2 protein-coding genes and 1 pseudogene are annotated in these 17603 nt (G+C 77.6%); all 3 read right to left on the minus strand.

Going from position 1 to position 17603, the window contains the following annotated elements:
- A pseudogene (locus tag KWI83_RS37070) lies at positions 1-3960 on the minus strand (type I polyketide synthase); the annotation flags it as partial.
- A gap of 53 nt (positions 3961-4013) precedes the next feature.
- Positions 4014-15398 carry an SDR family NAD(P)-dependent oxidoreductase gene (locus KWI83_RS39650; protein WP_308122389.1) on the minus strand — a complete coding sequence of 3795 codons (11385 nt, stop codon included), beginning with the start codon at positions 15396-15398 and terminating at the stop codon, positions 4014-4016.
- A gap of 2 nt (positions 15399-15400) precedes the next feature.
- Positions 15401-17603 (minus strand): beta-ketoacyl reductase (locus KWI83_RS37095; protein WP_218518772.1); only part of this gene is annotated, 2203 nt, incomplete at its 5' end.

Consider the following 17603-nt stretch of genomic DNA (forward strand, 5'->3'; position numbering starts at 1 on the left):
TTCGGACTGGGCGGAGCGCAGCAGGCCCCATACGGCGGCGCCGGCCAGGTCGGGCACGCTGTCGCCGGGCTCTGCGGCGACGGCGCCGTGGGTGATGACGACGAGCGGACCGGCCGGCTGGTCGGTGGCGAGCTGGTCCTGGAGCCGGGCGAGGGCGGCGCGGGTGGCCGCCCGGACGGTCCCCGGGTCGGCGCCGGCGGGCAGGGTGAGCACGGTGACGTCGGTGGCGGCGGTCTCGTCGGACCCGGTGACGTCGGGGGCGGCGGCGCCGAGGGCCTCGGTGAGTTCGTCGGCGCGGGGGCCGAGGACGGTCCAGCGGGCGGCGGTGGCCGCCGGGGCCGGGCAGGGTTCCCACCGTACGCGGTGCAGGGCGTCGCCGGTGGTGCTGCCGCGGGCCTCGGTGGCCGGGCGCAGGCGCAGGTCGGCGACGGTGACGACGGGGCGGCCCGCGGCGTCGGCGGCGGTGAGGGCGACGGCGTCGGGGCCGGTCGGGCTGAGCCGGACCCGCAGGGAGCGGGCGCCGGTCGCGTGCAGGCGGACGCCCGTCCAGGTGAACGGCAGTCCGCCGTGCTCGACCAGGCCGCCGAGGCCCAGGGCGTGCAGGGCGGTGTCGAAGAGCGCGGGGTGCAGCAGGAAGCCCGACTCGTCGGCGTCGGCCGCGAGGTCGACCTCGGCGAGCAGGTCGGTGCCGTGCCGCCAGGCCGCGCGGACGCCGCGGAACGCCGGGCCGTAGCCGAAGCCGGCGGCGGTGAGGTGGTCGTAGAGGCCGTCGACGGAGAGGGGTTCGGCGTCGGCGGGCGGCCACGCGGCGGATGCCGGGGCCGGTTCGGGGGCGGTGGGTTCCGGGGCGGCGGGGGCGAGGCGGCCGGTGGCGTGGCGGGTCCAGGCGGTGCCGTCCGCGAGCTGGTCGTCGGGCCGGGAATCGACGGTGACGGCACGCCGGCCGTCGCGGTCGGGGGCGGCGACGTGGACGCGCAGCCGGACGGCGCCGGAGGCGGGGATCGCGAGCGGGGCGGTGAGGACGAGTTCGGCGACGGTGCCGCAGCCGAGGCGGTCGCCCGCGGCGGCGGCGAGTTCGGCGAGCGCGGTGCCGGGCAGGACGGGCGTGCCGAGGACGGTGTGGTCGGCGAGCCAGGGGTGGGTGCGGGCGGACAGCGTGCCGGTGAAGACGACGGCTCCGGTGGCGCCGGCGTGCTCCGTGGTGTCGTCGGCGGGCAGTTCGACGGCGGCGCGCAGCAGCGGGTGGCCGACGGTGCCGACGCCGGCGGCGGGGAGGTCGTCCGCGGGGGCGGGGGCCAGCCAGTAGTGCTGGTGCTGGAAGGCGTAGGTGGGCAGGTCGACGTGGCGGGTGCCGGGGCCGAGGAAGGCGGCCCAGTCGACGCGGGCACCGTGGGCGTGGAGCCGGGCGAGCGCGCCGACCAGGGTCTCTGGCTCGGGGTGGTCGGCCCGGGCGGCCGGTACGGCGAGCACCTCGGGCCGGTCGGGGTCGTCGGGGAGCGCGTCGGTGACCAGGGCGCCGAGCACGGCGTCCGGGCCGACCTCGAGGAAGGTGTCCGTGCCTTCGTCGGCCAGGGCCCGGACTCCGTCGGCGAAGCGGACGGTCTCGCGGACGTTGCGCAGCCAGTACTCGGGGTCGCGCAGTTCCGCGTCGGCCAAGGCGCCGGTGACGGTGGAGACGAAAGGGGTCCGCGGCGCGTTGAAAGTGACGGCTCCCAGCACCCGGCGGAAGCCGTTCAGGACGGGGTCCATCCGGTGTGAGTGGAAGGCGTGGCTGACGGTCAGCCGCTTGGTGCGGCGGCCGCGCTGCGCCCAGCGGGCGGCCTCGGCGAGGACGGCTTCCTCGTCGCCGGAGAGCACCACCGACGACGGGCCGTTGACCGCTGCCGGTTCCACACCCTCCGGCAGGTCCAGCTCCTCCTCCCCCGCCTGCACGGCGACCATCGCGCCGCCCTCGGGGAGCGCCTCCATGAGCCGGCCGCGGGCCGCGACCACGACGACGGCGTGGCGCAGGGACAGCACACCGGCGGCGTGGGCGGCGGCCAGTTCGCCGACGGAGTGGCCGAGGACGAGGTCGGGGCGTATGCCCCAGGATCCGAGCAGCGCGGTCAGCGCGGTCTCGAAGGCGAACACCGCGGCCTGCGCGTACAGGGTGCGGTCGAGATCGGGGCCGCCTTCGGTGATCACTTCCCGCAGCGGGCGGGGCAGTACGGCGTCGAACCGGTCGCAGACCTCGGCCCAGGCGGTGGCGAACGCCGGGTGGGCGGCGGCGAGTTCCTCGCCCATGCGGGCGCGCTGGGAGCCCTGCCCGGTGTAGAGGAAGGCCAGGGTGCGGTCGGGGCGGGCCTCGCCGGAGACGGCGGGGGGTGCGCCGGCGGCCAGCGCGGCGAGGCCGGCGCGCAGCTGCCGGGCGTCGGAGCCGAGGACGGCGGCGCGCAGCGGCAGGGCGGCACGGGTGGTGGCGAGGGCCGCGGCGACGTCCAGGGGGTCGCTGTCGTCGGGCAGGCCGGCGGCGAGCCGCTCGGCCTGCGCGCGCAGGGCGGCCGGGGAGTGGGCGGACAGCAGCCAGGGCACGACCGGGTGCTCGGTGCGCGCGGTGTCCGTGGGTACGGGGGTGTCGGGGGTGTCGGGGGCCTGTTCGAGGACGACGTGGGCGTTGGTGCCGCTGACGCCGAACGCGGAGACCGCGGACCGGCGGGGTGCCCCGGTGTCGGGCCAGGCGCGGTTGTCGGTGAGGAGTTCGACGGCCCCGCGTGACCAGTCGGCCTGGGGGGTGGGCTCGGTGACGTGGAGGGTGCGAGGGGCGATGCCGCGGCGCATGGCCTCGACCATCTTGATGACACCGGCGACGCCGGCGGCGGCCTGGGTGTGGCCGAGGTTGGACTTGACCGAGCCGAGCAGCAGCGGGCGGGGGCGTTCCTGGCCGTAGGCGGCGAGCACGGCCTGGGCCTCGATGGGGTCGCCGAGCCGGGTGCCGGTGCCGTGGCCCTCGAGGACGTCGACATCGGCGGGGGTGAGCCTGGCGTCGGCGAGGGCCTGGCGGATGACCTCCTGCTGGGAGGGGCCGTTGGGGGCGGTGAGGCCGCTGCTGGCGCCGTCGGAGTTCACGGCGGAACCGCGGACCACGGCGAGGACGCGGTGGCCGTTGCGGACGGCGTCGGAGAGCCGCTCCAGCAGCAGGACGCCGACGCCCTCGCCCCAGCCGGTGCCGTCGGCGTCGGCCGAGTAGGCCTTGCAACGGCCGTCGGGGGCGAGGCCGCGCTGCCGGGAGAACTCCACGAACACGCCGGGGGTGGCCATGACGGTCACACCGCCGGCCAGCGCCATCGAGCACTCGCCGGCTCGCAGCGAGCGCACCGCCCAGTGCAGGGCGACCAGGGAGGAGGAGCAGGCGGTGTCGACCGTGACGGCGGGGCCCTCCAGGCCGAGCACGTAGGCGATCCGGCCGGAGACGACGGCGGTGGCGCCGCCGGTGACGAGGTAGCCCTCGGCGTCCTCGGGGACGCGGGCGCCGATGCCGTAGCCCTGGCTCCAGGTGCCGACGAACACGCCGGTGCGACTGCCGCGCTGGGCGTGCGGGTCGATGCCGGCCCGCTCGTAGGCCTCCCACGCGGTCTCCAGCAGGACGCGCTGCTGGGGGTCCATGGCGCGGGCCTCGCGCGGGGAGATGCCGAAGAACGCCGGGTCGAAGTCGGCGGCGCCGGTGAGGAAACCGCCGCGGTCGGTGTAGCTGCGGCCGGTCCGCCCGGGGTCGGGGTCGTGGACGTCGAGGTCCCAGCCCCGGTCGTCGGGAAAGCCGGTGATCAGGTCCGAGCCGGCGGCGACCGCGTCCCACAGCCGTTCGGGCGAATCGATGCCGCCGGGGAACCGGCAGGCGGTGCCGACGATCGCGATGGGCTCGCTCGCGGTGGCCATCAGTCCGCGGTTGCGGCGGCGGAGCCGCTCGGTCTCGCGCAGCGAGTTGCGCAGCGCCTCGACGAGTTCTTCGTTGGTGTCGCTCATGCTGTTCGTGGTCCTCAGTTTCCGCGGGGGCGCTCGTCGTGCGCGATCCTGATCAGGTCGTCGATGCTCATGTCGTCCAGGGCGTTCATGAGTTGGCCGGATTCGTCGTCCTCGGAGCCGTCCGCGGGATCGTCGGCGTGGCCGTCGGGGGCGTGGTGGGGCTCGGCCGGGTGGTCCTGGGCGGGTACGGCGATGCCGGCCAGGCGGGCGAGTTCGCCCAGGAGTCCGGCCTGCCGCAGCCGGTCGAGCGGGATGGCGGCGATGGCGTCGCGCAGCTCGGCCTCGGGGTCCTGGGCGGTGGGCGCGGCGGTCTGGGCCGCCTGGACCAGGGGTGCCAGCTCGGTCAGCAGATGGCGGGCCAGGGCGGCCGGGGTCGGGTGGTCGAAGACGACGGTCGCGGACAGCCGTGCCCCGGTGGCCTCGGTGAGCCGGTTGCGCAGCTCGACGGCGGTCAGCGAGTCGAAGCCGAGGTCCAGGAAACCGCGCGCGGTGTCCACGGCGGAGACCCGGGTGTGGCCGAGGACGGCCGCCGCGTTGCGACGTACGACGTCGAGCACGGCCCGGCGGCGCTGTTCCTCGCCGAGGCCGGCCAGCCGTTCGGGCAGCGCGGGCTGTGCCCCGGTGTCCTCGCGGGCGGGGCCGGCCGGGCGGCGAACCAGGTCGCGCAGCAGCGCGGGCGGGGTGCCCGGGCCGGTGGTGAGCGCGGCGGTGTCGAGCCGGAGCGCGGCGACGGCGCCGGCCGTGCTGCGGCAGGCGGCGTCGAGCAGGGCGAGTGCCTCGGCTGCGGCCAGTGGCCGGACGCCGCCACGGGTCATCCGGGCGCGGTCGCCGCTGCTCAGGCCGCCGGTCATCGCGCTCTCGGCCGCCCACGGCCCCCAGGCCAGCGAGACGGCGGGCAGGCCGCGGGCGCGGCGGTGCTCGGCGAGCGCGTCCAGGGCGGTGTTGGCGGCGGCGTAGTTGCCCTGGCCGGGTCCGCCGAAGGTGCCCGCGGCCGAGGAGAACAGCACGAACGCGGACAGGTCCAGGCCCTCGGTGAGGGCGTGCAGATGCCAGGCGGCGTCGGCCTTCGGGCGCAGTACGGCGGCGAGACGCTCCGGGGTCAGTGAGGTGAGCGTGCCGTCGTCGAGGACACCGGCCGCGTGCACCACCGCGGTCAGCGGTCCGTCGATGTCCGCCAGCAGCGCGGCGAGCGCGTCCCGGTCGGACACGTCGCAGGCGGCGACGCGGACCCTGGCGCCGGCGGCGCGCAGGTCGGCGGTGCCGGGCGGCTCGATGCCCCGTCGTCCGACGAGCACCAGGTCGCGGACGCCGTGTTCGGTGACCAGGTGCCGGGCGACGAGGCCGCCGAGGGTGCCGGTGCCGCCGGTGATCAGGACGGTGCCGTCGCCGTACGGGGCGGTGGTGAGCACGAGCTTGCCGGTGTGCCGGGCCTGGGCCATGAACCGGAAGGCCTCGCGGGCGCGGCCCATGGGCATGCTGCGCACCGGCAGGTGGGCGAGGTCGCCGGTCGTGAGCAGGTCCAGGAGTTCGGTGAGCATCTCCTGGACGCGGTCGGGGCCCGCGTCCGCCAGGTCGACGGCGCGGTAGGTGACGCCGGCGGGGTCGCGCGGGTCGGTCTTGCCCAGCTCCACGAACCGGCCGCCGCGCCGCAGCAGTCGGAGGGATGCGTCGACGAACTCACCGGCGAGCGAGTTCAGTACGACGTCCACCTCCGGGAACCGGCGGGCGAAGTCGGTGTCCCGCGAGGAGGCCGTGTGCGCCTCGTCCAGGCCCAGTTCGCGCAGCACCGCGTGCTTGCCCGGGCCGGCCGTGGCGAACACCTCGGCACCGAGCAGCCGGGCCACCTGTACGGCGGCCATGCCGACACCGCCGGCCGCCGCGTGCACCAGCACCCGCTCCCCGGCCCGCACTTGGGCCACGTCGTGCAGGGCGAACCAGGCGGTGAGGAACGCGGAGGGCACGGAGGCGGCCCGGGTGAAGGTCCATCCGTCGGGCACGGGGGCCAGCAGGCGCCGGTCGGCGACGGCGGAGGAGCCCATGGCGCCGGGCAGCAGCCCGAACACCCTGTCGCCAGGGGCGAGTTCGGTCACGCCCGGGCCGGTCCCGGTCACCACGCCCGCGCCCTCGATGCCGAGCGGCTGGGGTGCGCCGGGGTACAGGCCGAGCACGCTCAGGACGTCCCGGAAGGTCATGCCGACCGCCCGTACGGCGACCCGTACCTCGCCCTCGGCGAGCGGCGCGTCGGCGTGCGGCAACGCCGTCATACCGTCGACGGTGCCGGCGGTGCCGGGCCGCAGCCGCCAGCCGCCGTCGGGCAGGACCAGCGCGTCGGCCCCGGCCCGGATGAGCCGCGGCGCACTGACCGCACCGGCCCGCACGGCGACCTGGGGTTCACCACAGGCCAGCGCGAGGGGCAGGGCACGGGCGGAGCCGCCGACGGTGCCCGCGGCATCGGAGGTGCCGGAGGGGTGGGGGGCGTTGGCGATGCCGGTGGCGGCGAAGGTGCTGGAGGGGTCGGCGGCTTCGGCGACATCCGTGGCGGCGGAGGTGCCGGAGGGATCCGCGGCCTCACCGATACCGGTGGCATCCGGGCTTCCGGAGACGTCGGCAGCACCGGCGGTGACCGTTGCGTCGACCGTGCTGGAAGCCCCGGCGGTGGCCGCGGCGTCGAGGTCGGCCAGGACGATGCGCTCCGGGTGTTCCGTCTGGGCGGAGCGGACCAGGCCCCAGACGGCGCGGGCGGCCGGGTCCGGGGACTCCTCGGGGGACAGCGCGACGGCGCCCCGGGTGACGACGGCGAGGCGGGCCGTGCTCTTCTCGCCGGCCAGAACGTCCCGGAGGGCCGTCAGCACGGAGGCGGTCGCCCGGTGCGTCTCGGCGACGGGGTCCGCTGCGGGGTCGGCGACGACCGGCAGCACCAGCAGCTCGGGGGCGTCGGCGGCGTCGACCAGCGTGGCTCCGGCCGCGGTGAGACCGGCCGCCAGCGCGGGGTCGGTACCGAGCAGCGCGATGCGGCGGGCCGGGGCGGCGCCCTGCTCGACGGGCACCCAGGCGGTCTCGAAGAGCGCGTCGGGCACCGCGGGAGCGGCGGGCGGGCGCAGCCGCAGGGAGCCGACGGCGGCTACCGGCAGCCCGTCGGCGTCGTACAGGTCCACGGCGAGGGCGCCGTCGGCACCGGCCCGGGAGAGCCGGGCCCGCACCGCCCGGGTGCCGGGGGCGAAGACCCGCACCCCGGTCCAGGCGAACGGCAGCCCGCCGTGCGCTGGGTCGGTGATCAGGCCGCCGACGCCGATGGCGTGCAGCACCGCGTCGAGCAGCGCCGGGTGGACGGCGCAGCGGTCGGCGTCGGGGACGCCGGCGGGCAGTTCGGCCTCGGCGAACACCTCGGCCGCCGGGCCCTCGCCGCGCCGCCAGGCGGCCCGCAGCCCCTGGAAGGCCGGCCCGTAGCCGAAGCCGGCGTCGGTCAACTGCCCGTACAGGGCGGCGAGATCGGCGGGCCGGGCGTCCGCGGGTGGCCAGGCGCCGGTGACCGCGGGCTCGCCGGGCACCTCGCCCAGCGCTCCGGTGGCGTGCCGGGTCCAGTCGCCGTCGGCGGTGCGGCTGTGCAGGGCGATCGTCCGGCGGCCGTCGGGCTCGGCGGCGCCGACGGTGACGCGTACCTCCACGGCCTGCCCGGCGGGCAGCACGAGGGGGGCTTCCAGGATCAGTTCGGCCACGCCGGGCGCGGCCACCTGGCCGGCCGCGGCGAGCGCCAGGTCCAGCAGGGCGGTGCCGGGCAGCAGGGCGCTGCCGCGCACGGTGTGTTCGGCCAGCCAGGGCCGCGCGGCGGGCGAGAGCCGTCCGGTGAGCACGAGGCCGCCGTCGGGCAGGTCGACCGCGGCGGACAGCAGGGGGTGTCCCGCCGCGGCCGTACCAGTACCGGTGCGGGCCGGCAGCCAGTAGTGCTCGCGCTGGAAGGCGTAGGTGGGCAGGTCGGCGGTGCCGCCGCCACGGCCGGCGAAGTAACCGGCCCAGTCGACGGTCAGGCCGTCGGCGGCGGCGCGGGCGAGTGCCTCGGCGAGCGCCTCCGGTTCGGGCCGGCCGGCGCGCAGCAGGGGTACGGCGAGCGGGTCGCGCTCGTCGGCGGCGGCGGGCGGCAGGCCGCTCTGGGCGAGGGCGGTGAGCACGCCGTCCGGGCCGAGTTCGAGGTGGCGTACGGCGCCCGCGGCGGCGAGACCGCGCAGGGCGTCGTGGAAGCGGACGGTCTCGCGGACGTGCCGTACCCAGTGCTCGGGCGAGCGGGCCTGCGCCGCCGTCAGCGGACGGCCGGTCAGCGCGGAGACGACGGGGACGGAGGGCGCTCGCAGGTCGAGCGCGGCCACGGTGGCGCGGAACTCCTCCAGCATCGGCTCCATCAGCGCGGAGTGGAACGCGTGGGACACCCGCAGGCGGCGGGTGCGGCAGCCCTCGTCGGCGAGCCGGTCGGCCGCCTCCCGCACGGCCTGCTCGGGGCCGGACAGCACCAGGGCGCGCGGTCCGTTCACGGCGGCGAGACAGACGTCGTCGCCGAGCAGGGGCCGTACGCGCTCCTCGTCGGCCTCGACCGCGGCCATCGCGCCGCCGGGCGGCAGCGCGTCCATCAGCCGGCCGCGGGCGGCGACCAGCGCGGCGGCGTCCGGCAGGGAGAGGACGCCGGCCAGGTGGGCTGCGGTGATTTCGCCGAGCGAGTGGCCGGCCAGCAGGTCGGGGGTCACGCCCCAGTGACGCAGCAGCGCGGCGAGGGCGGTCTCCACGGCGAACAGCGCGGGCTGCGCGTAGGCGGTGCGGTCGAGTATGTCGGCGGGGCCGGACAGCACCAGGTCGCGCAGCGGGCGGTCGAGCAGCCGGTCGAACTCGGCGCAGACCGCGTCGAAGGCGTCGGCGTAGGCGGGGTGGGCGGCGTACAGGCCGGCGCCCATGCCGGCGCGCTGGGCGCCCTGGCCGGTGCAGAGGAACGCGGTGCGTCCCGGGCGGGCGGCGACGGGGCGGGCCTCGGCGAGGGCGTCGAGCAGGGCGGCGGTGTCGCTGCCCGCGGCGGCGACGCGGTACTCGAACGCGGTGCGCGTGGTGGCGAGCGCGCGGCCCACGGCGACCGGGTCGGGGTGGCCGTCGAGTTCGGCGCGGAGCCGCTCGACCTGGGAGCGTACGGCGTCGGGGGTGCGGGCGGAGACCAGCCACGGCACGGGTCCGCCGTCTCCCGCGGGCGCCGCTTCCTCGGCGGGCGGCGCCTGTTCGAGGACGACGTGGGCGTTGGTGCCGCTGACGCCGAAGGAGGAGACGGCGGCCCGGCGCGGCATGCCGGTCTCGGGCCACGGGGTGGTCTCGGTGAGCACCGAGACCGCTCCCCTGGTCCAGTCGACCTGGGCGGAGGGCCGGTCGACGTGCAGGGTGGCGGGCAGCACGCCGCGCCGCAGCGCCATGACCGTCTTGATGAGGCCGGCGGCGCCGGAGGCGGCCTGGGTGTGGCCGAGGTTGGACTTGACCGAGCCGATCCACAGCGGGCGCGGGCGGTCTTGGCCGTAGACCGCCTGGAGGGCCTGGGCCTCGATGGGGTCGCCGAGCGCGGTGCCGGTGCCGTGGGCCTCCACGGCGTCGACGTCGGCCGGGGTGAGACCGCCGTCGGCCAGCGCGCCCCGGATGACCCGCTGCTGGGAGGGGCCGTTGGGTGCGGTCAGGCCGTTGGAGGCGCCGTCGGAGTTCACGGCGGAACCGCGGACCACGGCGAGGACGCGGTGGCCGTTGCGGCGGGCGTCGGAGAGCCGCTCCACGAGGAGCAGGCCGGCGCCCTCGCCCCAGCCGGTGCCGTCGGCGGCGTCGGCGAACGCCTTGCAGCGGCCGTCGGCCGCGAGGCCGCCCTGCCGGCCGAACTCGACGAAGACGCCCGGGGTGGCCATCACGGTCACGCCGCCGGCCAGGGCCAGGTCGCACTCGCCGGAGCGGAGCGCGCGGATCGCCCAGTGCAGGGCGATCAGGGAGGAGGAGCACGCGGTGTCCACGGTGACCGCGGGGCCCTCCAGGCCGAGGACGTAGGCGAGGCGGCCGGAGACCACGCTGCCGGAGGTGCCGGTCAGCAGGTGGCCCTGCAACTCGTCGGGGGTGCCGTAGAGGCTGGTGAGGTAGTCCTGGCCGCCGTAGCCGACGAACACGCCGGTCCGGCTGCCGCGCAGCGAGGCCGGGTCGATGCCGGCGCGCTCGACCGTCTCCCACGCGGTCTCCAGCAGCAGCCGCTGCTGCGGGTCCATGCCGGTGGCTTCGCGGGGGCTGATGCCGAAGAACCCGGCGTCGAACGCGCCGGCGGCGTCGAGGAACCCGCCGACCTTGGTGAAGCCCCCGTCGGTGAGGTCCCAGCCGCGGTCGGTGGGGAAGCCGGTCATCGCGTCCCGGCCGGCGGCGGCGAGGTCCCAGAGCCGCTCGGGCGAGTCGGCGCCGCCGGGGAAGCGGCAGCCCATGCCGACGATGACGATCGGGTCGTCCGTCGCGCCGGCCGGCGCCGGTGCGGTGGCCGGGGCGGCGGCGGGCCGTTCGCCGGTGAGTTCCTCGGCCAGCCGGTCGGCGAGCGCCTCGGGGGTGGGGTGGTCGAAGACGAGGGTGGCGGGCAGGGCGAGGCCGGTGGCGTCCCGCAGCCGGTTGCGCAGTTCGACGGCGGTGAGCGAGTCGAAGCCCAGTTCCTGGAAGGCGCGGCCGGTGGGCAGGGCGGCGGAGGTGTGGCCGAGGACGGCGCCGGTCTCGGCGAGCACCAGGTCCAGCAGCGCGGCCCGGTCCAGCGCGGCGGCGGGGGTGGCCGGTGGCGGGGCGGTGTCCGCCGGGTCGGCGGCCTCGGGCAGTCCGGCGAGCAGCGGGCTCGGCCGGGCGAGGGTGAAGGTCGGCGCGAACACCGGCCAGTCGATGGCGGCGACGACCAGGGAGGTCTCGTCCCGGCCGAGGGCGTCGGCGAGGGCGGCGACGGCGCGGTGGGGTGCCATGGCCGGCAGGCCCCAGCGGAGCATCTGGGCGCGGGCCGGTCCGTCGGACATGCCGGCGCCGTCCCAGTGTCCCCAAGCGACGGCGGTCGCGGGCAGGCCCTCGGCGCGGCGCCGGGCGGCGAGCGCGTCCAGGTGGGCGTTGGCGGCGGCGTACGCGGCCTGCCCGCTGCTGCCCCACACTCCGGCCCCGGAGGTGAACAGCACGAACGCGGACAGCTCCCGGTCGCGGGTGAGTTCGTCCAGCAGGAGGGCGCCGGTGACCTTGGCGGCGGCCACCTCGGTGAGGTCGGCCCGGGTCAGCTCGTCCAGCGGCCGGTACCGCTCGACGCCGGCGAGATGGAACACGGCGGTCACGGGGTGCTCGGCCAGCACCCGGGCCAGCGCGTCCCGGTCGGCGGCATCGCACGTGACGACGTCCACCGTGGCGCCGAGCGCGGTGAGTTCGGCGGCGAGCTCGACCGCGCCGGGCGCCTCGGGGCCGCGCCGCCCGGTCAGCACGAGATGCTCCGCACCGGCCCGGGCGAGCCAGCGGGCCACGTGCGCACCGAGGCCACCGGTGCCGCCGGTCACCAGCACGGTGCCGGCCGGACGCCAGACGGGGGCGGCGCCGCCCGCCGGGGCGCGTTGCAGCCTGCGGCCGAAGACACCGGAGGCACGCACCGCCACCTGGTCCTCGGCACCGCCCAGCGCGCCGACGAGCCGGTCGGCGAGGCGGGCGTCGAGAACGGTGCCTGGGGTAGGGGCGGCGTCCAGCGGCCCGTCAGCGGAAGGGGCGGCGTCCAGCGGCCCGTCAGCGGAAGGGGCGGCGTCCAGCGGCCCGTCAGCGGAAGGGGCGGCGTCCAGCGGCCCGTCGGCCGTACGGGCCTTCGGGGTGCCATCGACCGTACGGGCCTTCGGGGCGCCGTCGGCCGTGTGGGCGCCCGGAGCCGCCTCGGCCCCAGCCGCGGCCACCGTGCCGTCGACCGCACGGGCACCCGAGACGCCCTCGGCCGTACGGGCGCCGGGCGCGTCGTCCTCCGTACGCGTGCCCGGTGCGTCGGCCGGTGTGCCGTCCGCGGGCAGGTCGATCAAACCGCCCCAGCTGTGGGGCCGTTCCAGGGCGGCGACGCGGCCGAAGCCCCAGATCTGTGCGGTGGCCGGGTCGGCGGGGGTGTCCGCCGTGCCGGTCGCCACGCCGCCGCGGGTCACGCACCACAGCGGCAGGGCGCCGTCGGCGCGGTCGTGGGCCTGGACGAGGGCGAGGAGGCCGGGGAGCGGGTCGGGGTCGCCGGGGCGGAGGACGGCGACGACGCCCGTGGCGCCGGCGGTGAGTTCCGCGACGCGGTCGGGGTCGTAGGCCGCGACCCGGGTGATGTCCATGCGGTTCGCGAGCGCGGCGACGACGGCCTCGGACCACGGATCGTCCGCGGCGACCGCGAGCCAGCGGCCGCCGGGCGCGGCGGCGGTCGGCGGGGTGGCCGGCGGTGCCCAGTCGACGCGGTAGCGCCAGCAGTCGACGGCGGACTCGTCGGCGCGCCGCTCGTGCCAGGCGGCGAGCAGCGGGTGCACGGCGGCGAGCGGCTCCCGGTCGGCGGGGTCCGCGCCGAGGACGGCGGCGAGTTCGTCGGCGGAGCCGTGGACGGCGGCCCAGAACGCCTCGTCCTCGCCGCCCTGCCCCGGCGTGGCCGGACCGGTCTCCTCCTTCTCCTCCAGCCACAGGCGCTCGCGCTGGAAGGCGTAGGTCGGCAGCGGTACGGGGCGGGCGCCGGGAAGCGCGGGCCGCCAGTCGACCGGTACGCCGCGTACGGCGGCCTCGGCGAGGGAGGCGAGGAAGCGGGCGGGGCCGCCGTCGTCCCGGCGCAGTGAGCCGACGGCGAGGACGGCCGGGTCGGTCTCCTGGAGTGCCGCGGTGAGCACGGGGTGGGCGCTGACCTCGATGAAGGTCGTGAACCCGGCGTCCAACAGTGTCCGCCCGGCCAGGTCGAAGCGGACCGGTTCGCGCAGGTTGCGGTACCAGTACGCGGCGTCCAGGCCGGTGGGGTCCAGGACGGCGCCGGTCGCCGAGGAGACGAAGGTTGTGTGCGTGGCGCGCGGGGTGACGGCGGCGGTCGCGGCCAGCACCTCGGCGCGTACGGCGTCCACGTGCGCGGAGTGCGAGGCGTAGTCGACGGGGATGCGCCGGGCGCGCAGGCCGTCCTGCTCGGCCCGGGCCAGCAGCTCGTCGAGGACGGTGGCGTCGCCGGAGACGACCGTCGCGACGGGGCCGTTGACGGCGGCGACCGAGAGCCGGTCGCCCAAGGGTGCGATCACCTCGCGCGCGGCGGCCTCGGCCAGCGGCAGCGACACCATGCCGCCGCGGCCGGTCAGGGCGCGCAGGGCCCGGGCGCGGGCGGTGATCAGCAGGGCGGCGTCCTCGAGGGAGAGGGCGCCGGCGACGCAGGCGGCGGCGATCTCACCCTGGGAGTGGCCGACGACGGCCGCCGGTTCCACCCCGTGCGCCTGCCAGAGGGCGGCCAGGGAGACCATCACGGCCCACAGGGCGGGCTGGACGACGTCGACGCGTTCCAATGCGGCCGGGTCGGCCAGGACGTCCCGCAGGGACCAGTCGACGTGCGGGGCGAGGGCGGCACCGCACTCGTCCAGGCGGGCGGCGAACTCCGGTGCGGCGTCGGCTAGTTCGAGGGCCATGCCGGTCCACTGGGCGCCCTGCCCGGGGAACACGAACGCGACGCGGCCGGTGTGGCCGGCGGTGCCGCGCACCACGCCGGGGACGGGCTCCCCCGCCGCGACGGCGGCGACGCCGCGCAGCAGGCTCTCGCGGTCCTCCCCGACCACGACGGCCCGGTGCTCGAACGCCGACCGGGTCGTGGCCAGGGCCAGGGCGACGTCCCGGGGCCGGTCCCCGGGCCGCTCCGCGAGATGCTCGGCGAGCTTCCCGGCCTGGGCCCGCAGCGCGCCCTCACTACGACCGGACAGCACCCAGGCCACGGGGCCGGCCGCCGCCGCACCGGACACCTCGGGCCCGCTGGAGACCTCGGACGCCGTGGCGGTCTCCGCCATCTCGGGTGCCTCTTCCACGATGACGTGGGCGTTGGTGCCGCTGACGCCGAACGCCGAGACGCCGGCGCGTCGTGGGCGGTCTCCGGCAGGCCAGGGGCAGGCCTCGGTGAGGAGTTGTACCGCGCCCGTCGACCAGTCGACCTTCGGGGTGGGCGCGTCCACGTGCAGGGTGCGGGGCAGCAGCTCGTGGCGCAGTGCGAGCACGGTCTTGAGTACGCCGGCGACGCCGGCGGCGGCCTGGGTGTGCCCGATGTTGGACTTCACCGAGCCGAGCCGGCCGGGTTCGGTGCGGTGCTGGCCGTAGGCGGTGAGCAGGGCCTGCGCCTCGATCGGGTCGCCGAGGACGGTGCCGGTGCCGTGTGCCTCCAGCAGGTCCACGTCGGCGGGTGCGAGCCGGGCGTCGGCGAGGGCCGCCTGGATGACGCGGACCTGCGCCGGACCGTTGGGCGCGGTGAGGGCGCTGCTGGCGCCGTCCTGGTTGACGGCCGAGCCGCGCAGCACCGCGAGCACCGGGTGGCCGTGGCGCTGGGCGTCGGACAGCCGCTCCAGCAGCAGCATGCCGGCGCCCTCGCCCCAGCCGGTGCCGTCCGCGGCGGCGGCGAACGGCTTGCAGCGGCCGTCGGCGGCGAGGCCGCGCTGCCGGGAGAACTCCACGAAGGTGGCGGGGGACGACATGACCGTCACGCCGCCCGCGAGGGCCATCGCGCACTCGCCGCCGCGCAGCGCGCGCATCGCCCAGTGCAGGGCGACCAGGGAGGCGGAGCACGCCGTGTCGACGGTGGCCGCCGGGCCGCGCAGGCCGAGGGTGTAGGAGACGCGGCCGGACAGCACGCTGCCGGCGATGCCGGTGCCGCCGTGGCCCTCCACCCGGTGCAGCAGCGGGCGGGCGGCGGAGATGTAGTCCTGCCCGTTGGTGCCCAGGTAGACGCCGACGTCCGTGCCGCGCAGGGACTTCGGGTCCAGCCCTGCGCGTTCGACGGCCTCCCAGGCGGTCTCCAGGGCGAGCCGCTGCTGCGGGTCCATGGCGAGGGCCTCACGCGGGGAGATGCCGAAGAAGTCCGCGTCGAACCCGGCGACGTCCGCGAGGAAGCCGCCCTCGCGCACGTACGACGTGCCCGCGTGCTCGGGGTCCGGATGGTGGAGGGAGGCCAGGTCCCAGCCGCGGTCGGCGGGGAACTCACCTATGGCGTCACGCTCGTCGGCCAGCAGCCGCCACAGGTCCTCGGGCGTGTTCACGCCTCCCGGTAACCGGCAGGCCATGCCGACGATCGCGATCGGTTCGGACGCGCGTTCGGCCGTCTCGCGCAAGGTCTGCCGGGCCTGGGCCAGTTCTCCGGTGACCCACCGCAGGTGGTCGAGGAGCTTGTTCTCGTTCTCCACGTTCAGGACTTTCCGAGTTCGTTGCGAATGAAGTCGAAGATCTCGTCGGCGGACGCCGTGCTCAGCCGGCCGGTGTGGGGGGCGGACGAGGGGGGCCCGGCGGGTGCGGCCGGTACCGGCGTCCACGCGTCGAGCAGCCGGCGCAGCTCGGCCGCGACCTGCGCGCGGGTCGGCTCGTCGGCCGTGGCCGGGTCGAGCCGGGCGAACCGGTCGAGGTCGCTGGTCGACGGCCGGGCCGGGGCGGGCGCGAGGGCGTCGGCGAGGTGGGCGGCGAGGGCCTCCCCGTCGGGGTGGTCGAAGACCAGCGTGAGCGGCAGGGTGAGGCCGGTGGCCCGGGTGAGCCGGTTGCGCAGCTCGACAGCGGTGAGCGAGTCGAAGCCGAGGTCGACGAGGCCGCGCGTGGTGTCGACTGCGGCCGGACTGCCGTGGCCGAGCACGGCGGCGACGGCCTCGCGGACGAGGTCGAGCAGGACGCGCGCGCGTTCCCCCTCGGGCAGGGCCGCAAAGCGCTGCCGCGGATCGGTCTCGCCGGTGGCCGTGCCGGGTTCGGGTGCGACGGCCTGCCGGGCCTCGGGCACCGTGGAGATCAGCGGGCTGGGCCGTACGGCGTGCAGGGAGGGGGCGAGCCGGGCCCAGTCGACGTCGGCGAGCACCACGGACGGGTCGCCGGCCGTGATCTCGCGGCCGAGCGCGTCCAGGGCCCGCTCCGGGTCCATCGGCAGCAGTCCGTCGCGGTCCAGGCGCCGGCGTACCTCGTCCGCGTCGGCCATGCCGCCGCCCGCCCAGGCGCCCCACGCCACGGCGGTGGCGGGCAGGCCGGCGGCGCGGCGGGTCGCGGCGAGCGCGTCGAGGTGGGCGTTGGCGGCGGCGTAGTTGGCCTGGCCCGCCCCGCCGACCACTCCGCCGAGCGCGGCGAACAGGACGAACGCCTCCAGGGGCAGGTGCGCGGTGAGTTCATGCAGGGCCGTCGCGCCGTCGGCCTTGGCGCGCAGCACCGTGGCCAGCCGCTCGGGGGTCAGCGAGTCGTGCACCCCGTCGTCCAGGACACCGGCGGTGTGCACCACGGCTGTCAGCGGCGGGCCGTCGGCGGCGATCTTGTCGAGCAGGGCGGCGAGCGCGGCCCGGTCGGCCACGTCGCACGCCTCGGTGACGGCCCGGCATCCCAGTTCGCCCAGTTCCGCGACGAGTTCGGCGGCGCCGTCCGCGTCGGGTCCGCGCCGGCTCACCAGCACCACGCGCTCGGCGCCGGAGCGGGCGGCCCAGCGGGCGGTGTGTCCGCCCAGCGCGCCCGTGCCCCCGGTGATCAGCACGGTGCCGGAGGGCCGCCAGCCCTCCCCCGCGGGCGGTTCGGCCGGCCGGACCAGCCGGCGCCCGAAGACGCCGGCGGCCCGCACGGCGACCTGGTCCTCGTCACCGGATCCGGCGAGCACCGAGCACAGCCGTGCGGCCGCCTGCTCGTCCGGTTCGGCGGGCAGGTCGACGAGGCCGCCCCAGCGGTGCGGCGCCTCCAGGCACAGCACCCGGCCGAGGCCCCAGACCTGGGCCTGCCGGGGGTCGGCGGCCTCGCCGTCGGCGACCGCCACGGCTCCGCCTGTCACGCACCACAGCGGCGCGTCGATGCCGGCGTCGCCGAGGGCCTGGGCGAGCACGAGGGTGCCGGCCGCCGCACCGGGGCCGGCGGCGAGCAGGGACAGCAGGCCGTCCACCGGGCCCGGCGCCGAGAGCCGCTCGGCGAGCCGGGCGCGGTCGGGCGAGTCCTCCACAACCAGCTCGACGGTCTGCACTCCCCGGTCCGCGAGCCCGCGCAGGCACGCCCGGACCAGGGGTTCGTCCGCCCGGCCGGCCGGCACGGCGACCAGCCAGCGTCCGGCCGGCACCGCGTCCGCGGCACGGCCGAGCGGCTCCCACCGCACCCGGTAACGCCACCGCCCGGCCGGATCGGCTTCGGGAGGCGTGACGGCGGGCCAGAACCGGCTGTGCTGAAACGGATACGTGGGCAGGTCGGCGCGGCGCGCCCCGGCGGCCTTGAAGAACTCCGCCCAGTCGACGGGCACTTGTGCCCGGGCCAGCCCCTCGACCAGGGCGACCGCCTCGGACCGGCCCCTGCGCAGCAGCGGTACACCGCCCTCGGCCAGCGGGGCCAGGGTGGCGTCCGGGCCGATCTCGACCAGAGCGTCGGCCCCGGCGGCCCGCACGGCGCCGACG

The organism is Streptomyces sp. TRM70350, from assembly GCF_019219825.1.
Taxonomy (GTDB): Bacteria; Actinomycetota; Actinomycetes; order Streptomycetales; family Streptomycetaceae; genus Streptomyces.